19 protein-coding genes are annotated in these 17,428 nt (G+C 72.2%); 8 read left to right on the forward strand and 11 right to left on the reverse strand.

What is annotated here, in order from left to right:
* Positions 1-77 precede the first annotated feature (77 nt).
* Positions 78-281: a hypothetical protein gene (locus JHAT_RS27780; RefSeq protein WP_077801024.1), complete on the reverse strand. Its 204-nt coding sequence runs from the start codon at positions 279-281 to the stop codon at positions 78-80.
* A gap of 428 nt (positions 282-709) precedes the next feature.
* Here JHAT_RS27780 and JHAT_RS27785 point away from each other — a divergent pair, with 428 nt between their 5' ends.
* From JHAT_RS27785 to JHAT_RS27795, 3 genes are read left to right on the forward strand one after another with little or no spacing between them, the layout of a single operon-like run.
* Positions 710-2,908 (forward strand): helix-turn-helix transcriptional regulator, encoded by a 2,199-nt coding sequence (locus JHAT_RS27785; RefSeq protein WP_253195630.1) that lies wholly within the window; start codon positions 710-712, stop codon positions 2,906-2,908.
* Between the two features lie 3 nt (positions 2,909-2,911).
* A complete protein-coding gene (locus JHAT_RS27790) occupies positions 2,912-3,907 on the forward strand; it encodes a hypothetical protein (RefSeq protein ID WP_077801026.1) in 996 nt (331 codons plus the stop codon).
* Complete coding sequence (locus JHAT_RS27795; protein ID WP_077801027.1) at positions 3,904-4,767, forward strand: DUF6339 family protein; 864 nt, start codon at positions 3,904-3,906, stop codon at positions 4,765-4,767. Before JHAT_RS27790 ends, JHAT_RS27795 begins: the two co-directional genes overlap by 4 nt.
* A gap of 15 nt (positions 4,768-4,782) precedes the next feature.
* On the opposite strand, the gene JHAT_RS27800 is transcribed toward JHAT_RS27795, so the two are convergent.
* The 4 genes from JHAT_RS27800 to JHAT_RS27815 form a co-directional block, all read right to left on the reverse strand.
* A complete protein-coding gene (locus JHAT_RS27800; RefSeq protein ID WP_077801028.1) occupies positions 4,783-6,093 on the reverse strand; it encodes a DNA cytosine methyltransferase in 1,311 nt (436 codons plus the stop codon).
* Between the two features lie 11 nt (positions 6,094-6,104).
* Positions 6,105-7,100: a DNA cytosine methyltransferase gene (locus tag JHAT_RS27805; RefSeq protein WP_077801029.1), complete on the reverse strand. Its 996-nt coding sequence runs from the start codon at positions 7,098-7,100 to the stop codon at positions 6,105-6,107.
* 5 nt (positions 7,101-7,105) lie between these two features.
* A complete protein-coding gene (locus JHAT_RS27810) occupies positions 7,106-7,498 on the reverse strand; it encodes a very short patch repair endonuclease (protein WP_077801030.1) in 393 nt (130 codons plus the stop codon).
* Between the two features lie 148 nt (positions 7,499-7,646).
* Positions 7,647-8,210, reverse strand: coding sequence for a GNAT family N-acetyltransferase (locus JHAT_RS27815; RefSeq protein ID WP_107482037.1), 564 nt, complete (start codon positions 8,208-8,210; stop codon positions 7,647-7,649).
* 243 nt (positions 8,211-8,453) lie between these two features.
* Between JHAT_RS27815 and JHAT_RS27820 the strand changes: the two genes are divergently transcribed.
* Positions 8,454-9,002, forward strand: coding sequence for a hypothetical protein (locus tag JHAT_RS27820; protein WP_143660525.1), 549 nt, complete (start codon positions 8,454-8,456; stop codon positions 9,000-9,002).
* Positions 9,003-9,147: 145 nt separating this feature from the next.
* Here JHAT_RS27820 and JHAT_RS27825 read toward each other — a convergent pair whose 3' ends face one another.
* The 3 genes from JHAT_RS27825 to JHAT_RS27835 form a co-directional block, all read right to left on the reverse strand.
* Positions 9,148-9,600 (reverse strand): SRPBCC domain-containing protein, encoded by a 453-nt coding sequence (locus JHAT_RS27825; RefSeq protein WP_077801032.1) that lies wholly within the window; start codon positions 9,598-9,600, stop codon positions 9,148-9,150.
* 111 nt (positions 9,601-9,711) lie between these two features.
* A complete protein-coding gene (locus JHAT_RS27830; protein ID WP_077801033.1) occupies positions 9,712-10,728 on the reverse strand; it encodes an SEC-C domain-containing protein in 1,017 nt (338 codons plus the stop codon).
* A gap of 92 nt (positions 10,729-10,820) precedes the next feature.
* Complete coding sequence (locus JHAT_RS27835; protein ID WP_077801034.1) at positions 10,821-11,261, reverse strand: DUF3592 domain-containing protein; 441 nt, start codon at positions 11,259-11,261, stop codon at positions 10,821-10,823.
* Positions 11,262-11,406: 145 nt separating this feature from the next.
* Here JHAT_RS27835 and JHAT_RS27840 point away from each other — a divergent pair, with 145 nt between their 5' ends.
* The 3 genes from JHAT_RS27840 (at position 11,407) to JHAT_RS27850 (ending at position 13,584) form a co-directional block, all read left to right on the forward strand.
* Complete coding sequence (locus JHAT_RS27840; protein WP_171991090.1) at positions 11,407-11,718, forward strand: DUF6412 domain-containing protein; 312 nt, start codon at positions 11,407-11,409, stop codon at positions 11,716-11,718.
* A gap of 128 nt (positions 11,719-11,846) precedes the next feature.
* Positions 11,847-12,566: a YidC/Oxa1 family membrane protein insertase gene (locus JHAT_RS27845; RefSeq protein WP_077801036.1), complete on the forward strand. Its 720-nt coding sequence runs from the start codon at positions 11,847-11,849 to the stop codon at positions 12,564-12,566.
* Positions 12,567-12,726: 160 nt separating this feature from the next.
* Complete coding sequence (locus JHAT_RS27850) at positions 12,727-13,584, forward strand: fumarylacetoacetate hydrolase family protein (RefSeq protein ID WP_077801037.1); 858 nt, start codon at positions 12,727-12,729, stop codon at positions 13,582-13,584.
* Between the two features lie 97 nt (positions 13,585-13,681).
* Here JHAT_RS27850 and JHAT_RS27855 read toward each other — a convergent pair whose 3' ends face one another.
* The 3 genes from JHAT_RS27855 to JHAT_RS27865 form a co-directional block, all read right to left on the reverse strand.
* Entirely contained in the window at positions 13,682-14,554 is an 873-nt protein-coding gene (locus JHAT_RS27855; RefSeq protein ID WP_077801038.1) for an LLM class F420-dependent oxidoreductase, read from the reverse strand.
* A gap of 98 nt (positions 14,555-14,652) precedes the next feature.
* On the reverse strand, positions 14,653-15,132 hold the full coding sequence (locus JHAT_RS27860) for a heme-degrading domain-containing protein (RefSeq protein WP_077801039.1): 480 nt from the start codon (positions 15,130-15,132) through the stop codon (positions 14,653-14,655).
* Complete coding sequence (locus tag JHAT_RS27865; protein WP_077801040.1) at positions 15,129-16,208, reverse strand: Gfo/Idh/MocA family oxidoreductase; 1,080 nt, start codon at positions 16,206-16,208, stop codon at positions 15,129-15,131. The genes JHAT_RS27860 and JHAT_RS27865 overlap by 4 nt, the downstream gene beginning before the upstream one ends.
* A gap of 119 nt (positions 16,209-16,327) precedes the next feature.
* On the opposite strand from JHAT_RS27865, the gene JHAT_RS27870 reads away from it, so the two are divergent.
* A partial coding sequence (locus JHAT_RS27870) for an ROK family transcriptional regulator (RefSeq protein ID WP_077801044.1) occupies positions 16,328-17,428 on the forward strand: 1,101 nt, incomplete at its 3' end.

A 17,428-nucleotide genomic window follows, 5' to 3' on the forward strand; every position in this document is an offset into this window, starting at 1 on the left:
CAGCTCATCGCGCACTGGCGGACGGAGCGTCTCCCCGATGGGCGAGTGCGCGGGTCATACGGGCGGAGGGCGCGTGGTCAGGCGGCAGGAGGGCTTTCGTCCTGCGGTGTCGGAACCGTTTTGGCCGGGCCGGTGGACTCCGCGAGGAAATCATCCTCGGACAGGTCATGGCGGCCCGAGAAGTCCGTGACTTCGGCCTTGCTCACCCGCTGAATACCCAGTTGGAGCGTGCTGCGCTCCCGCTGGGAAAGCAGTGACGGAAAGCAGTCGTCCTCGTCCATCGAGTCCCCACCCCTGTCGATCGATGTCCTTCAATTCGCGCAGGGGTGTAATCGGACAACGCCCCACGAAGCGAACGGGTTCTGCTGCGGGATTCGATCCCGCCGATCACGGTAGCGGCTGGGCCCCCCGGCCGCCAGGAATTTCAAAAAACGTTTCCTCGTGCGCTCGTCGAGTACGTGTTGAGCGTGTGAGGGCATGCCAGTAGCAAGCCGCACGACCCCCGGGAAAACCGGTTTGCGAGCGAGTTGGCTTTTCCAACGTGGCGAATGTAGCGGGGTTTTGAGGAGTCGGCAAGTCCCAACGTCTTCTCCCTTGGAGGAAGTTGGAACTCCCGACCCACAAGATGGACATATCGGGTTGAACCGGTCGATTCAGGCTGTCCGACTTGGACCTGCCGTACCCCTCGCTCGGTTAACTTTCAGTTGACATGATCGCGATCGTCAAATTAGCCTCCCCGTACGACCCGAGGAAGAGCAGGTGGCGCGTGGAGACAGGTGAGGAGTTCGGGCCGTGGCTGTCCCGACAGCTCAAGCTCGCGGGGAGGACGCAGGCCGAACTGGCCAAGGAGCTCGGGTTGACCCGAGCCGCCGTCTCCGCGTGGATCGCCGGGCGGTCGACCCCGCGCCCGACCCTCATGACGGACATCGCCAGGGTCCTCGGTACGGACGTCGGCACGGTGCACACCCGCACCACCGACACCCAAGCCGGCCTCCCGGTCACCTGGTACCACCGCCCCGGATATCCCGACGGCGGTCGTGACCTGGGCAATGCCGCGGCCTTCGCCTTCGACGCCGACGTCCAGGTCCTCGCACGCGAGACGTGTCAGAACAGCCTCGACGAGCGGTTGACGGAGAACGGCCGCCCCGTCCGAGTCCGCTACACCCTGCACGAGTTGACCGGTGAGCACCTGGAAGCCTTCCGCGAGGCGATCCTCTGGAACGAACTCTTCCCGCACTACTCCGCCGTCTCGGCGCTCGCCGGTCATCAGAAGGTCGGTCGGGTCGTCGACGCCGGTGTGCGCGACATGTACGAGAAGGGGCGCCTGGTCCTCCTGCGGGTCGACGACTACAACGCCTCAGGGCTCACCGGCGACGACTACGGGGACGGCAAGTTCGCCGCCGTCGTCCGTCGCCAGCTCGAGAGCCTGAAGTCCGGTTCCTCCGCCGGTGGTTCGTACGGCCTGGGCAAGGCCACTCTGTGGGCGACCAGTGCTCTCGGCCTCGTGTTCATCAACTCCACTCTGTCGGTCCCGCATGAAGGGCGTACCGAGCGAAGGGTGATCGGGCGCCTCGAACTCCCCTGGCGGGAGGTCGACGGGCGCACCTGCGCGGGCCCCGCCTGGTTCGGACGCCCCGACCCCGACACGCCGGGTGCCGAGGTCGTCCGTTCCTGGTGGGCGGACGAGGAGACCGTGGATCGCCTGCACCTGAGCCGGGACAGTGACGAACCGGGTACGTCCTTCCTCATCGTGGGCGCGCACGACGTGGCCAGCCTCGAGGACCAGTTCGACGACGAGGACAAGCCTCGTGCCGAGGAGGGACCCGAGGACGCGCGCGACATCAAGAGGATGCACCGCCGCCTGGTCGAGGCGTTGGGCCGCGATTTCTGGGCGGCGATGATCGGCGGGGGTGGCCGTCTTCCGCTGCTGGAAGCCTCGGTCCGCGCTCTGCGCAACGGAGAGGAGGTCGTGCCGGAGACGAAGGTGGACCCGTCCGTCGAGCAGCCCTCCCGCACCCGCGCGCTGCGGGCCCACTACGAGGGCACCACGGTGGAGCGGCTCACCGAGGCCGGTCAGGTGGCGTCCAGAAACGTTCCGCTGAAGCTTCCGCTGACCGGTGGCGCCCGTGGGACGCTCGGTACGCACCAGGCGGTGCTGTTGGTCACCGAGGCCGCCGGTGACAAGGACACCCCCAAGAACCAGGTGCACTCGCTGCGCGGCAACCGCATGACGGTCAGGAAGGCGCCGGTCTCCAACCTGCCGATCGGCACCAACCCCTTCCAGGCCGTCGTCCTGGTCGGTGAGGCCGCCGGTGCGTCGGCCCCGTTCGCGAAGGAGGCCGAGGAGTTCCTGCGGGCGGCGGAGCCGCCCGAGCACGACCGGTGGGGGCAGACGGAGGAGCTGACCCTGCGCTGGTCGCCCTCCGCGTATCGGCGGATCCAGAATCTGACCACCGAGGTCAACAGCGCGGTCAGGGAACTCGTCGCCCGCCCGAAGCGCGGCAGAGGCGAAGGCGGTGAGGCGCTGCGCAAGGCGCTGACCGTCAAGAGCCGACCCAAGGCCAAGGTGCCCTCCGGCCCGGTGGTGCCGGTGCTGGACGTGCTCGAGGCGACGATCGGTGACCAGGGGGAGTGGCTGATCACGGCCGAGGTGAAGATCCCGCGCGGTGACGAGATCGTCCCGATGGTGCCGGTCGCCCAGCTGGACGTCCGCTCCGGAGGACGCCCTCGCCTCGACTGGGCGGAACTCGTCGCCGTGGAGGGCTGCGAGGTGGAGAACGGAACCCTGCGCTTCCCGCCCGGCACACGCCGCGCGAAGTTCCGAGGGGCCACCGACGCCTCCAGTCATCCGGTGAGGACCACGCTCACCCGCCTCGTCGTCGAACTGCGTGCCGGCAAGGAGGCGTGACGCGTGAAGATCTATCCGTACAAGCGCCTCAGCCGCCCGATCACGCTCAGGGTGACGTCGGTCTCCCTCAGACTGCCCGACGGCACCCGTGATCCACTCGACACCAGCGCCTACTCGGTTCAGGAACAGGCCGTTGCCCTCGGTGTCGCGGGCCACACGGACTGGGTGAGCGCCACGATCGGCATCTCGGCCACACTGCCGCCCGGCGTCGACGCCCCGGACGCGGCCTGGTCCGATCTGCGTGTCCTCGCCGTGCTGACCGACGGGGAGACCAACGTCCGCACCTCGACGACCCTCACACGGGACGCGGAGGGCAGCCGCGACTGGTCGGGCACCCTGGAGCTGTTCCGCGACGACCACATGGGACGGGCCTCCCTCAGCGCGTACGCCGTCGGTACGGTCGACAGCGTGCCGGGGCGGTCGATCACCGAGACCGACCGGAACTGGGTCGTCGACACCGTCTCCGACGAGCCGGTCAGAGGGCTGCGACTGGACGTCCGGAAGGCGTCGTTCGGCAAGAGCTCCAGGGAATGGCTGCGCGCCTACGCCGACGCCCCCTGGCTCGTGGACACCACGGCGCGGGTCCCCACGGTGTACGTCAACACCGACACCGACGGCATCCTCGGACTGTTGGACAGCAACGGATCCGGTGTGGAGAGCAAGGTGCGCGACCTCCTCGTCGCCCAGATGGCCACGGACGTGTGGACGGCGGTCTTCCACGGCGCCATCGGCGACCTGGAGGTGGAACCGGGTGGCAGCCCGGTCTTCCCGACCGACTGGCAGGGCGAGGTGCTGCGGGAGATGCTCCCGGACGTCGTCCCCGGTGTGCACGTCGAGGAGGCACTGCGTCGGGTCCACCGTCGACGCACCGGCGAGTCGGGCTGGGGCGAGTTGCAGACACGCATCCACTACGCGGCGGTGCGACGTGCCGACGCGACCAAGGCGGTGGGCTACGTCATCCGCGGTCTGGAACGGACGAACAGGGAGAGCGAGTCGTGATCACCCAGCCTCACCACGTACCGGAGCGCCTGGCGTTGCTCTCCGGCTCGGCCGCCGACACCTTCCTCACCGAGGGACTGCTCAGGGGCGAAGAGGTCCACGGCGGCCTCGACCTCGCCAAGGTCGTCGAACCCCTCCCCGAGGACGACGCCAGGTGGTGGGTCGAGCCGATCCGCAGCCTGGTGGACGACGCCATGTTCGCCTTCGACAAGGAGCGCACCGGGGCCGACGCCTGGCTCGCGCCCCGGCTCCACGCCACGCTGCGTCTGACGCGGCGGGAGGCGGCGGACAGACGGCTGTGGAACCACTTGGCGCTCGCTGTCGCCCCTGACTATGTCGTGTGGCGTCACCTGTCGGAACCGTCTCGACGCGTGGCCGCGGAGCGCTTCCAGGGCCCCGCTGACCGACAGTGCTTCTCCCGCCTGTGGTGGGCGGCGGAACTCTTCCGGGACGGTTCGGACTACGGGCCGGTCGAGGTCGCCTGCGGAAACCAGGACCTCATCCACACCGTGCTCCGGAAGGACCTGATCGACCACCGCCCCACCGCTCAGGCACTGGTCCGCCTCCTGAAGAGCGGAAAGGTCACCACTGGGCGGGAGATCAACGGCCTGAGCGTCGCCATCAACGCGGCCGGAGCGACCGTGATCTACGACGCCCTCGCACCGGACGAACCCAGGGATTCCGCCGGCCTGCGGGACTGGATCGAAGAGGCGCAGACGGCCCCACCGGTCTCGCGCCACACCCTGCCCGAGGGCCCCGACGAGGACCCCGTCCCGGAGGAGTCCGTGACGGCGCTGACCGACTACTTCGCCGAGCTGTTCGAGACCGCCCCGGTCAGGGGCCGGAAGAGCGAGGACTGATACGGCGCCGTCGAGCTACTCGGGACGCGGGCAGCGGGCGGTGCAGTCGTCCGCCGACCCGCATCCGTGGCTCCGCAGCTTGGCCCGCTGTTCCTCCGTGGCCGGCACCCACGGCTTGCGCATCGTCTCCGGGGTCGGTGCGGACAGGCCGAGCGCGGCGCTCAGGATATGGGCCCCGAAGAGGGGCGGCACGGCGTTGCCGACCTGCTGGGCCCTAGCCGTTCCCGACCACGGGTAGTCCGGCGGGAAGCTCTGCAGCATCCCCGCCTCGTTCATGCTGAACCTCGGACCCTCACAAACGACGTGGGGGTGGTGGTCGCCGGCGGGTTCGAAGACCACGAAGCGCGAGATACGTCCGGTGACGGTGGTGGCAGGCTGCCGGTCGGTCCGGACGCCGCGTCGTCCAGGGTGCCCGGAGCTGCCGTAGTTCGACCGGACCAGGAAGGGCGTCCTACGCCCCGGGTGCGTGCCGACCGGCTCGGCGAGGGCGTCGCCCATCGACTTCCAGTGCTCCAGACCGTCGACCTCCGTGGGGCGCTGTCGCGGTTCGGGGACGTCGGTGTCGTAAAGGGTCGGCTGAGTCGCCGGTGCCACGATGCCGCCGTTCCTGTGGTTCCACCCCTTCGCCTCGTAGGCACGGTGGGTCGGCGCGGGCAGCGAGGGCTCGCCGAGTCCCTCACGGCGGGCGATCAGCACAGCGCGGGACCGGGTCTGCGGCACTCCGTAGGTCTCGGTGCCCAGGACGTCGACGACGACCCGGTACTTGGTGCCGTCGGGAAGACCGACCTCCTGCAGGACCTCGGCGTAGCTCTCCCAGAGTGCCCTCACGGCGGGGACCTGCTCCAGGACGATGACGTCGTACGGCCGGTGCCCGCGGTTCGGGCTCCTGGTCGCCTGGATCGCGTACCGGAGGGGTTCGAGGACCAACGCGGTGCGCGGGTCGCTGAGCTTCTCCAGCTCCTCGTCGATCTCCGTGTCGGAAGCGCCCGCCACGAGCCGCTTGATGTAGCCCTTGACCTCTTCGAGCGCCTTGCGACCGGCACCCCGCCCCGCCACCGAGTACGTCTGGCACGGCGGACCGCCGGCGAGCACGTTGACCTCCGGCGGGAGCGACTCGAAGGACTCCCTGCGGACCACGCTGACGTCGGCGTGGAGGGTGTCCAGGCCGGCCGCGTAGCGCGTCAGGCACGCACTCCGGTCCCACTCGATGCCGAGACTCGGGATGCCCAGCCGATGACCGGCCACGTCCAACCCACCAGGCCCCGCGAAGAGGTCCAGGACAAAGGGCTTGTCGAGGATGGACTGGTGGGGCGGCGTGCTGGTCATGTGGCGGAAGTCTAGCCGGCAGCGGGGGCCACCGACTCCCCGCGCAGAGCTTCGGCGACGGCCCGGCCCAGGGCACGACCGACAGGCGGTGGTGTCGCATGCCCGATCTGGCGATATCGGGCGGTCTTGAGGCCGGTGACCTGCCACGACGTGGGGAAGCCCTGGAGCAGTGCCGCCTGCGCGACTGTGATCTTCACCATGTTGTCCCTGCCGAGTGAGGGATCCCATACGAAGTCGGGCCCGGGAACCTCGTCACCCACCGTGTGACCGTTGACACCCATGGTCGCCCACTGCCGCTTGGCCCCGGTCGGCCCCAGGTCGGCACCGCCTCGATTCTTCGAGCCTCCGACGAGAGTGGGAGCCGGCTGATCGGCCTGGCTGGCCCAACGCGCGGCGTCCGGCCAACCGCGCACCGCCATGGACGGTCCCAGGGCGGCACCGACCGTCACGGGTTGCCGCACCGTGGGCGTCGGCGGACGGAACCCCCCGGCCCAACGCCGCTCGACGGCCACCAGCACACCCTGCTTGCGGTTCTGTGGCACCCCGAAGTCGACGGCGTTCAGGACGAGCCAGCTGAACTCGTAACCCAGGTGAGCCAGTTCGGCACGCGCGAAGTCGCGGAAGCGCTGGTACCTGTCCGAGTGGGCGAGATCGGGAACGTTCTCGATGATCACCGCTCGCGGCCTGATGGCGTGGGTCAGGTAGACGGTGGCCTCCAACAGGCGCTCCTCCGAACCCGATTCGGCTCGTCGGGCGGTCGCGCTCGACTTCACCCGTGGCAACCCGGCCGAGAGGAGATCCACGTCGTAGCTCTCGGAGTGCTCGGACGGGTCGAAGTCGAGCAGGTCGGCGCGGAGCACGTTCCAGTGCGGCCGATTGGCCCGTAAGGTCGCGACGGCGTCGTCGTCCTCGTCCAGGAGCAGACGCGGTTCGAATCCGGCCTGCTCCAGACCGAGGGCGAGTCCACCCGCCCCCGAGCACACGTCCACGAAGGTCAGTCCCCCCACGCCCCCTACCTTCCCGTCAGTTCCGCCAGCCGCTGCCCCACGACCGCTCTCACCCGAGCGGCCACCTCCTCCGGATCCTCATGCTCCCAGAACCGCAGCACCGTCCACCCCGCCGCGGTCAGGTGCTCGGTCGTCTCCCGGTCGCGAGCCATGTTCCGGTCCAGCTTGTTGCGCCACCACTCGGCGTTGGACTTCGGGTGCGTGGCGTGCTGAGGGCATCCGTGCCAGAAGCAGCCGTCGATCAGAACGGCCACCTTGGCACGGGTGAACGCCACGTCGATGCGCCGCCGCGCCATGCCCGGCACCGGGTACTCCACGCGGTAGCGCAGCCCGGCCGCGTACAGCAGGCGCCGAACGGAGAGCTCGGCGTTCGTGTCCTTGCTGGCCTGGCGGGACATGCGTGCCGAGACGGCGGGGGAAGAGGGCTTCACGTCGTCCCATACTGTCGTGTCTCGGGAACGTATGCTGATTCGATCTCCGAGAACCGCGTCCTTCCGGCCGGGGAGGCCACGAGTGGTCCGGAGCGATGACCGGCCCGCGACACCCTCACCCGGCGCCCCCGTGCCCCACCACTCCCGGCACCGCGACCGGCGACCACGTGCCGAGCCACTGCTCGGCGTCCCACGCCTCGAACCGTTCCACCTCGGCGAAGCCCAGCTTCGCCGCGAGGCGCATCGAGCGGGCGTTGGCGGTCTGGGTGGCGAGCACCACCGGTTCGCCGGGGAGCGCGTCGGCGAACCAGTCGAGTGCCGCCGCGCACGCCTCGGCGGCGTACCCGTGTCCCCACGCCCGGGGCAGGAACAGATAGCCGAGTTCGGCCTTCCCCGCGACGGTCGGGCGACGGTGCTCCGGCGCTCTCCTGAGCAGGATCTGGCCGATCATCGCCCCGTCGAGATCGACGACGAAGCTTCCGGGCCACCGCTCGGGCACCCCGGGCGTCTCGCGCTCGAGCTCGTCACGCGGGCGGGCGCCGCCGAGGTGGGTGTGCACCTCCGGCGACGCCAGCAGCTCGATGAACGCCGCTCGGTCCCGGGTCTCGGCCTCACGGAGCACGAGCCTGTCGGTCCTGATCGGTGCGGGGGGCCAGGGGACGGGGCCGAGGTCGGTCATGGCGGCCAGCCAATCAGCGGGCACGGCGCCGATCAAGGCGTGCGACCGATCGGGCCACCGGCCTCGCCGTCTCCCGGTCGTTGCCGATCGGCGGGCTGCGTATCGTCTCCTGGTGATCAAGCGGCGCTGGGGGAGGGCATGGGCAGGCAGGAGACGTACCGGAAAGTGCGTGCCCCGCTGAAGCGGGCGGGCTTGGAGGTGCTTGAAGGCGGCGTGCCAGACGCCGTCTTGCCGGTGTCCGTGATGAGTGCGACGGTCAGTTGCACTCACGAGGAGACGGGCCGGCGGGATGCTTTCGTCGGCTTCGACGACCCGCACCTCATCGAGCACGCCAACCGAGGCTGGTACGAGTTGGCGACCTCCTTCGGCCTGTTCGACGTCAGCCGCGAGTTCCTGCTTGCCCTCCCCGCCTACCGCCACAACCCGCGCGTGGACCTGGAGCAGCCCTCCGTATGGCGCCGGGTGCGTCTGCTCGACGCCTGGGACGTCATGGGCGCGGCGTGCTCGATCCGCCGGGGGAGATCCGTACTCGGACACGACGAATGTCTGCTCGGCTCGCGATCCGGGCGTCCGGAGTTCGCGATGCTCTCGCTCGACAGCACCGTCTCCGTGGTCGGAACGACCTGGCAGGACGGCATCGGCTCCCTGGCCGTGCCCAACCCGGGCGACACGGAGCCCGTACGTCGCCTGATCGACTGGGAGGCAAACGGAGCGGACGTGTCACGCGATCGTCGCGCCCGAGCCGTCGCGTGGCTTCAGCGCGACGAGCCGGCCCCGGTGGACAGGGCGTGACCGGTCGGAGCCGACATCCAGGTAGCGGGCCGGCCGGACGAGCGCCTGCGGCGAGGCCGGCACCGCTTCCCTCTCCCGGGTGTCCTTGGAGACCACGTCGATCCACGAGTGGAGCCGGTGCGGATGACTGTGCGGAGGGGGAGGGTCAGCCCCGCGCCCCCTCCGCCAGGTGCTCCGCCAGCCCGTCCAGCAGCATCCCGCTGCCCTGCTCCGCCATGTCCCGTTCCTCCGCCGTGTCGCAGGTCTGGCGGAGAGTGATCTCCGTGCGGTCCGGGCCCTGTGCCGTGAGGTCCAGGCTCATCGTCACCTGGTCCGGGCGGCCGGGGACGTCCATGCCGAGGACCAGGCGGTGGGGCTCGGCGACCTCCACGTACGAGCCGGTCAGCGGGAACGCGTCGCCGTCGGGGGTGAGCATCGTGGCCTTCCAGGCGCCGCCCGGGCGGACGTCCATCTCGACGGAGCCGGGAACGGCGTGGGCCCACTGGGCGTACTGGTCGGGGGCGGTCCAGGCCTGCCAGACCCGGGCCGCCGGGGCGTCCAGGGTGCGGGTCAGGGTGTAGGAGAAGCCGTCGGCCGCGGAGGTCTGCTCGGTGCTCATGGGGACTCCCTTTCTCAGGCCCTCACGCCTCGTGTGAGGTGGTCGCACGGGTAGACGTCCGTGGCCGGCGAATCTCATCGGTCCGCCGGGACGTTTCCCGGCCCCGCCCCGTCACGCCCCGGTGCCGTGGCACTCCCCGTAGGCCCGACCCGAACCGCACCAGCACTCCGCCCCCCGCTGCGGGGGCCACGCCACCGCGCGTCCCCGGGCCGCCAGGATCGTCGCGTACTGCGGCAGCAGCGTCGGGTCGGACGGGGACGCGCCCTCCGAGGCGGCGAACGCCTCGTACGACGGGACCGTGCCGCGGACGACGCCCAGGTTCGGCGTGCCCGAGGAGGCGAGTTCGCGCAGGGCCGCCTCCGTCGTCGCCAGGTGCTCCTCGTGGGAGGGGTACTCGGCGGACAGCGACGGGTACGCCTCCAGCAGCTCCGCCAGTTCGTCCGCCGGCCAGTGGAGCATGGCCACGGGGAAGGGGCGGGACAGGGCCTCGCGGTACGCGCCCAGCTCGGCGCGCAGGCGGGAGATCTCCGCCCGCAGGTCGGCCGGGTCGTCGGAGCCGAGGGACCAGACGCGCTTGGGGTCGTGCAGCTCGTCCAGGGACACCGGCATCGAGTGGAGGGTGTCCGCCAGGCGGTCCCAGTCGTCGTGGGGCGCGCCCAGCATGCGCCGGACCCGGTGACGCCCGTACAGCAGCGGATGCGTGGCGTACGGCGGCTCGGCGACGTCCGTCAGGAGCAGGCGGGCGCCCTCGGTGAACGTCTCCTGGGCCGCCTCCAGCTCGTCGTGGGCCTCCAGGGCCTCGGCGACGATCACCCAGGGGGCCGGGTCGCGCGGGGCCGTCGCGCGGACGCCCTCGATGATCGCCCTGGCCTCGGCCTCGTGGCCGTACTCCCAGAGGTTCGACGCCTTGAGGGCGCGGACCAGGGAGGGGTTCTCCAGCCCGTCCGGCGAGGACAGCAGGCGGTCGTAGAGCTTGGTCGCGGAGGGGCGGTCGCCGGACAGTTCCAGGTGGGCCGCGGCGCGCACCAGGAGGGCCTCCGCGTCCTCCGGGTACAGGCCGGCGGTCCGTTCCAGACGGGCGGCTTCGGCGGTGTGGTCGACGTTTTCGGCAGGCGTGTCGGGGCGCATGGGTGACACCGTACTGCCGAGAGGTGACGAAGGTCAGGGGGCCGCAGGTCAGAGGCCCCGGCCGGGGGCGGATGCGGAGGCGGTACGGGGGGTCAGAAGGAGTACCGGCTCACCGGCAGCAGGGTCGCCACGCGGATCAGGACCGCCGTCAGCGTCCCGACCCACAGCAGGACGCCGAGCCACACGCCGAGCACCGCCGTCCGGTAGCGGTCCGGCGAGTCCAGGACCACGCTGTCGGGGGCGCCGGGAAGGTGGCGCAGGTGGACGCGGGTGCCCTTGGCGAGCCGGTGGGCGTCCGTCGTGCCGGGGAGGGCGTGCTCGTGCTCGGTGCCGTCGCCGTCGGTCCAGCGGACCACCGGGTGCAGCGTCGGGTAGGTGCCCTCGCGGGACGCGACGTGGTCCGACACCACGCCCTCGGCGTGACGGCCCATGCGGCGCACCACGTGCTCGGTGATCGCGATCTTGGCCTCGACGGCCGTGAGGGCGAGTCCGCAGAGGAACGGTATGAGGGCCAGGAGCCAGTACGCGGTCATGGGCGCAGAGCTTAGAACGGCACCCCGACGGGCGGGGACGTCTCCGGCCACCCGGGCCGCCCGGCGTCCGCCCGCGCGCTGTCGGGCGTCGTACCGGGTCCTGTATAACTGGGACAAACGCGTGTACGAGAGGGGGGATTCGCTCATGACCCGAGACCGGGCCGTCCCGCGTCCCCTGCTCGTGCTGCTGCTCGTGCTCCTGCCCGTCGCCCTCGTCGACGTCGGCAGCCTCTCCGCCACCGTCGCGCTCGCCGCGACCGCCGCGGCCGGCTCCGCGCTCGCCGTCTGCGCGGTCATCGCCGCGCGCTGCGTGCCCGCCGTGCCGCCCACCCGGGTGCGCACGGCCATCAGGGACCGGGACCGCCGTACGGCCTTCCTGCCCCAACGCGATCCCGACGCCGCCGGACGCCGCCGGCCACGAGCACCCGGACGCGCCCTCCCGGCGACCACCGCGTAGGGCATCCCTTCACCACCGCAAGGCCCGATGCTCCCGCGCGGGTCGTCATGCCGCACACCCCGATCACCCGACCGTCCCGGTCGCGTGGTCCTCCCGGCACGACGAGACCCCCGGAGGGCTCCTCACCCATGTCCGTTTTCGCCAGCCTGGTCGAGCACCTCGCCGACCTGCTCCAGCCGCTGTTCGGCGCCTCGGCCGCGGCCGCCGCCATCGTCCTGTTCACCGCCCTCGTACGGCTCCTCGTCCACCCCCTGTCGCGGGCCGCCGCGCGCGGGCAGAAGGCGCGCGCCGAGCTCCAGCCGAGGATCGCCGAGCTGCGGCGCAAGCACGCGAAGAACCCCGAGAAGCTGCAGAAGGCCGTCCTGGAGCTGCACGCCCGGGAGAAGGTGTCGCCGCTGTCGGGCTGCCTGCCCAGCCTGTTCCAGCTGCCCGCGTTCTTCCTGCTGTACCACCTCTTCTCCAGCACCTCGATCGGCGGCGAGGCCAACGGCCTGCTGTCCCACCAGCTGTTCGCCGCGCCGCTCGGCGGGCGGTGGGCCGACGCGCTCGGGGACGGCGGGGTGTTCGGCGGCGCCGGGCTCGTGTACGCGGGGCTGTTCGCCCTCGTCGCCTGCGTCGCCGCCTTCAGCTACCGGCTCACCCGGAGCAGGATGGCCGACCGGCCGCTGCTGCCCGCCGCCGGGGACGGGGGAGAGCAGGTGCCCGGGCTGGGCGCGATCACCAAGGTCATGCCGTTCATGTCCTTCTTCACGCTCGTCACCGTGGCCGTCGTCCCGCTGGCCGCCGCCCTCTACATCGTCACCAGCACCACCTGGAGCGCCGTCGAACGGGCCGCGCTGTACCGGTGAGCCGGGCCGCCGGCCCGTGGCTACGGTCCAGTACGTGAACGGGGTATTGCGGAGTGGAACCCGACCTCGGACGATCGGACGAGTCCTCCGGTGGCTGCGCACTGCCGCAACCAGGTCGCACCTCATCGGGCGGGCGCCCGCGAACGAGGAGTTGGGGATCATGAAGCTGCTGCGAGTCGGTACGGCGGGGTCGGAACGGCCCGCGCTGCTCGACACCGGGGGGACGCTGCGCGACCTGTCGGGCGTGGTGAGCGACATCGACGGCGAGCTGCTCGCCGACGACGCGGCGCTGGACCGGGTACGGGCCGCCGCCGACGCCGGTGAGCTGCCCGCCCTGGACGCCACGGGGCTGCGCGTCGGACCGCCCGTGGGGCGCATCGGCAAGATCGTGTGCATCGGGCTGAACTACCACGACCACGCCCGCGAGACCGGGGCCGAGCCGCCCGCCGAGCCGGTCGTCTTCCTCAAGGCGCCGGACACGGTCGTGGGTCCGGACGACACCGTGCTCGTGCCGCGCGGCTCCGCCAAGACCGACTGGGAGGTGGAGCTGGCGGTCGTGATCGGCCGTACGGCCCGCTACCTGGACTCGGCCGAGGAGGGGCTCGCGTGCGTCGCGGGGTACGCCGTCGCGCACGACGTGTCCGAGCGGGAGTTCCAGATCGAGCGGGGCGGGACCTGGGACAAGGGCAAGAACTGCGAGACGTTCAACCCGCTCGGCCCGTGGCTGGTGACCGCCGACGAGGTGCCCGACCCGCAGCGGCTGTCCCTGCGGCTGTGGGTGAACGGGGAGCTGCAGCAGGACGGGACGACCGCCGAGCAGATCTTCCCGGTGGGGGAGGTCGTGCGGTACGTCAGCCGGTTCATGGTGCTGCGTCCCGGTGACGTCATCAACACCGGGACGCCGGCGGGGGTGGCGATGGGCCGACCGGAGCCGAAGCCGTACCTGCGGGCGGGCGACGTGGTCGAGCTGGAGATCGAGGGGCTGGGGCGGCAGCGGCAGGAGCTCAAGGACGCGTAGGCGCTCCGCTGGGGGCGGGGGACTGCGGTGCGTTGCCGGCCGCGGGTTGTGTGTGGCCGGTCGCGCAGTTCCCCGCGCCCCTTTGGGGCGCGTTTCCTCACGCCAGTAGTGCGGCGAGCTTGCGCCAGGCGTCCCTCGGGAGGTGCGTCATGTCGTCCTCCACCACCTGGAGGGCCACGTGGTCCGCGCCCGCGTCGTGGAAGGCGGTGATGCGGGTGCGGATGGTGTCCTCGTCGCCCCAGGCGAAGACCGCGTCGATCAGGCGGTCGCTGCCGCCGCCGGTGACGTCGGCCTCGGTGAAGCCGAGGTTGAGGAAGTTCTTGGTGTAGTTCGGGAGCTCCAGGTACCGGGCGAGGTAGGCGCGGGCCGTCGCGCGGGCGCGGGACGGGTCGGCGTCGAGGACGACCTTGAACTCCGGGGCCAGCAGCGCGCCTTCGCCGAGCCGCTCACGGGCCTGCGCGGTGTGCTCGGGGGTGACCAGGTACGGGATCGCGCCCGCCGCCCGGTCCCGGGACAGGTCCAGCATCTTCGGGCCGAGCGCGGCCAGCACCCGGTGTCCGGGCCGCACCCCGGCCCGGTCCAGCTCGTCGAGGTAGTCGACCATCTTCGAGTACGGGCGGCTGTAGCCCTCCACGCGCGGGCCGTGGCTCACGCCGAGGCCGAGCACGAAACGGCCGGGGTGGGAGACCTCCAGCTTCGCGAAGCCCGCCGCCGCCTCGGACGCCTTGTGCTCCCAGATGCTCTGGATGCTGGTGCCGACCACGATCCGCGAGGTCGCCTCGATCAGCGGCGCGGCGTTCCGGGCGGCGCTGTTGCCGCCGAGCCACAGGGCGCCGTAGCCGAGCTGCTCCAACTCAGCGGTGGCCTCGGCGCGTTCGGCCGCGCCCTCGGGGTCCTCGGAGCGCAGCTGGACGCTCCAGACGCCGTACCGTCCGACCGATTCCTTCAGGGAAGCCGTCGCCTCGTCCATCGGTTGAGATCCCTCCGGTGGGTACCGTGATCGTCGTGCGTGTCTGCGCCTGCCAACCACGGGTGCCCACCGGTGATTCCCGGGTACGCCCGTCCGGGTCACTCGCCCAGGAACCGCTCCAGCGCCTCCACCACCAGCCGGTGGTCCTCCACCTGCGGCAGCCCCGACACCGTCACCGCGCCGACCACGCCCACGCCCTCCACGGTGACCGGGAAGGAACCGCCGTGCGCCGCGTAGGTGTCCGGGTCGAGCCGCGAGGAGTCCTCGAACGTCGTGCCCTTGGCCCGGAAACGGGCGCCCACCAGGTACGACGCGGAGCCGTACCGCTCCACCACCCGGCGCTTGCGGGCGATCCAGGCGTCGTTGTCGGGGGTCGAGCCGGGCAGGGCCGCGTGGAAGAGCTGCTGGCCGGCCCGGTGGATGTCGACGGCGACGGGCGCCTGCCGCTCCCGGGCCAGCTCGACCAGGAGCGAGCCCAGCGCCCAGGCGTCGTCGTGGGTGAACCGGCGGAAGACCAGGCGGCGTTCCTGCGCCTCCAGCTCCTCCACGGTCGGGGCGGGGGCCTGTTCGCGCGTCACAGGGACACCGCCACCCCGTCGCGGGCCGAACGGCGGGCCGCCTCCAGGACGTCCAGGGCGGCGGCCGCCTCCAGGGCGTCGACCGGGTTGGGGCCCTGCCCCCGCAGCGCCTTCGCCACGGCCGCGTAGTAGGCGGGGTAGTCGCCCGGGACGGTCGCCTCCACGCGTCCGCCGCCGGACCTCGGGGACGCCCCGGCGCCCACGTGGCCCCACAGCGACTCGTCCTCCTCGCCCCAGCCGGGGCCCGGCCGCTTGCCCTCGCGCAGCGCGGCCTCCTGCGGGTCCAGGCCGTGCTTGACGTAGCCCGCCCGCGAGCCCAGCACCCGGAAACGGGGGCCGAGCAGGGCGGCGGTGGAGGAGACGTACAGGTGCGAGCGGACGCCGTTGGCGTGCGTGAGCGCGAGGAACGTGTCGTCGTCCGCCTCGGCGCCCGCGCGCCGCACGACCGACTCGGCGTAGACCTGCGTGACCGGGCCGAACAGGACCAGCGCCTGGTCGACGACGTGGCTGCCGAGGTCGTACAGGAGACCGCCGATCTCCGCCGGGTCGCCCGACTCGCGCCAGCCGCCCTTGGGCTGCGGCCGCCAGCGCTCGAAGCGGGACTCGAAGCGCCACACGTCGCCCAGCGTGCCCTCGTCCAGCAGCTTGCGCAGGGTGAGGAAGTCGTTGTCCCAGCGGCGGTTCTGGAAGACGGAGAGCAGCAGGCCGCGCTTGTCGGCCAGGGCCGCCAGCTCGCGCGCCTCGGCCGCCGTGCCCGCGAGCGGCTTGTCCACGACGACCGGCAGGCCGGCCTCCAGGGCACGCGTGGCGAGCGGCACGTGGGTCTTGTTCGGGGAGGCGACGACGATCAGGTCCAGGTCGGCGGCCCGGTCGAACAGCTCGTCGGACGTGGCGACGGTGCGCACGTCCGGGAACTCGTCGCGGGCCTGTCGCTGCCGGTCGGGGTCCGAGGTGACCACCGTGTCCAGGGTCAGGCCCTCGGTGGCGGCGATCAGCGGGGCGTGGAAGACGGAGCCCGCGAGGCCGTAACCGACGAGACCGACGCGCAGGGGGGTGCCGGAGGGAGTACCAGTCATGCCCCCCACTTTCGCAACGCTGTTGCCAAAGTGCAAGCACCGAGGACAATGGGGGCGTGAACAGGGCTGACGGCGGAGGAACGGACGAGGGTGCGCGCAGGGCCGCGGCGGGCGGCGGCGTGCGGGGCACCGGGGGCGGGGGAGGAGGCGTGCGCGGGGCGGCGGGCACGGCGGGCGGGGTGAACCTGCTCGCCCTGCGCAGCCACAACACCGCCCTCGTCCTCGACCTGCTGCGCACCGCCGGGACGGCGGGCATCAGCCGGCTCGAACTCGCCGAGCGCACCGGGCTCACCCCGCAGGCGGTCAGCAAGATCACCGCCCGGCTGCGGGCGGAGGGCCTCGCCGCCGAGGCCGGGCGCCGCGCCTCCACGGGCGGCAAGCCGCGCACGGTCCTGCGCCTGGTGCCGGAGGCGGGGCACGCGGTGGGCGTGCACCTGGACCGGGACGAGCTGCGGGCCGTGCTGGTCGACCTGGAGGGGACGGTCGTGGGGGAGCGGCGGTCCCCGCTGGACCTGGGCGCGGGGGCGCCGGCCGTGCTGGAGGGGGTGGCGCGGACGGCCGGGGAGCTGGCCGCCGACGTGCTGCGCGTGCCGGACGGCCGCCTCGCCGGCGCACCCACGCTCCTCGGGCTCGGCGTCGCCCTCCCGGGACCCCTCGACCACGTCCACGGCGTGCTGCACCGGGTCACCGGCTTCCCGGAGTGGGACGGCTTCCCGCTGCGGGACGCGCTGGCCGGGCGCCTCGGCGTGCCGGTCGTCGTCGACAAGGACACCAACGCGGCGGCCCTGGGGCTGGCGGCCGGCGGCGAGGGGGAGGGCGGCCGTTCCTTCGCCTACCTGCACCTCGGCACGGGACTGGGCGCCGGCCTCGTCTTCGGCGGCGGTGTGCACCGGGGGGCCCGGACCGGGGCCGGGGAGTTCGGGCACCAGGTCGTCCAGCTCGACGGGCCGCCCTGCACCTGCGGCGGACGCGGCTGCATCGAGGCCCTGTGCCTGGGCGCCGTCGCCCGCGGCGACCTCGCCGAGGCGGCCCGGGTCCTGGGCGCCGGCGCCGCCAACCTCGCCGGGCTGCTCGACATCGACCTGGTCCTGCTCGGCGGCCGTACCGTCGCCGCCGCGCCCGAGGTGTTCGTCCGGGGGGTCGGCGCCGTCCTCGACGCCCGCGCCCGGCGCGAGGGCGGGCGCGAGGGCGCCGTACCGGTGCGGATCGCGCCCGGCGGG

Origin of the sequence: Streptomyces sp. JHA26 (assembly GCF_002005565.1) — a bacterium.
Lineage (GTDB): Bacteria > Actinomycetota > Actinomycetes > Streptomycetales > Streptomycetaceae > Streptomyces.

Excerpts from the sequence above, each read along its gene's own strand:
- JHAT_RS27780 (WP_077801024.1), bottom strand. The coding sequence starts at position 281 with ATGGACGAGGACGACTGCTTTCCGTCACTGCTTTCCCAGCGGGAGCGC.
- JHAT_RS27785 (WP_253195630.1), top strand. The coding sequence starts at position 710 with ATGATCGCGATCGTCAAATTAGCCTCCCCGTACGACCCGAGGAAGAGC.
- JHAT_RS27800 (WP_077801028.1), bottom strand. The coding sequence starts at position 6,093 with ATGACCAGCACGCCGCCCCACCAGTCCATCCTCGACAAGCCCTTTGTC.
- JHAT_RS27810 (WP_077801030.1), bottom strand. The coding sequence starts at position 7,498 with ATGTCCCGCCAGGCCAGCAAGGACACGAACGCCGAGCTCTCCGTTCGG.
- JHAT_RS27815 (WP_107482037.1), bottom strand. The coding sequence starts at position 8,210 with ATGACCGACCTCGGCCCCGTCCCCTGGCCCCCCGCACCGATCAGGACC.
- JHAT_RS27820 (WP_143660525.1), top strand. The coding sequence starts at position 8,454 with ATGAGTGCGACGGTCAGTTGCACTCACGAGGAGACGGGCCGGCGGGAT.
- JHAT_RS27825 (WP_077801032.1), bottom strand. The coding sequence starts at position 9,600 with ATGAGCACCGAGCAGACCTCCGCGGCCGACGGCTTCTCCTACACCCTG.
- JHAT_RS27830 (WP_077801033.1), bottom strand. The coding sequence starts at position 10,728 with ATGCGCCCCGACACGCCTGCCGAAAACGTCGACCACACCGCCGAAGCC.
- JHAT_RS27835 (WP_077801034.1), bottom strand. The coding sequence starts at position 11,261 with ATGACCGCGTACTGGCTCCTGGCCCTCATACCGTTCCTCTGCGGACTC.
- JHAT_RS27840 (WP_171991090.1), top strand. The coding sequence starts at position 11,407 with ATGACCCGAGACCGGGCCGTCCCGCGTCCCCTGCTCGTGCTGCTGCTC.
- JHAT_RS27845 (WP_077801036.1), top strand. The coding sequence starts at position 11,847 with ATGTCCGTTTTCGCCAGCCTGGTCGAGCACCTCGCCGACCTGCTCCAG.
- JHAT_RS27850 (WP_077801037.1), top strand. The coding sequence starts at position 12,727 with ATGAAGCTGCTGCGAGTCGGTACGGCGGGGTCGGAACGGCCCGCGCTG.
- JHAT_RS27855 (WP_077801038.1), bottom strand. The coding sequence starts at position 14,554 with ATGGACGAGGCGACGGCTTCCCTGAAGGAATCGGTCGGACGGTACGGC.
- JHAT_RS27865 (WP_077801040.1), bottom strand. The coding sequence starts at position 16,208 with ATGACTGGTACTCCCTCCGGCACCCCCCTGCGCGTCGGTCTCGTCGGT.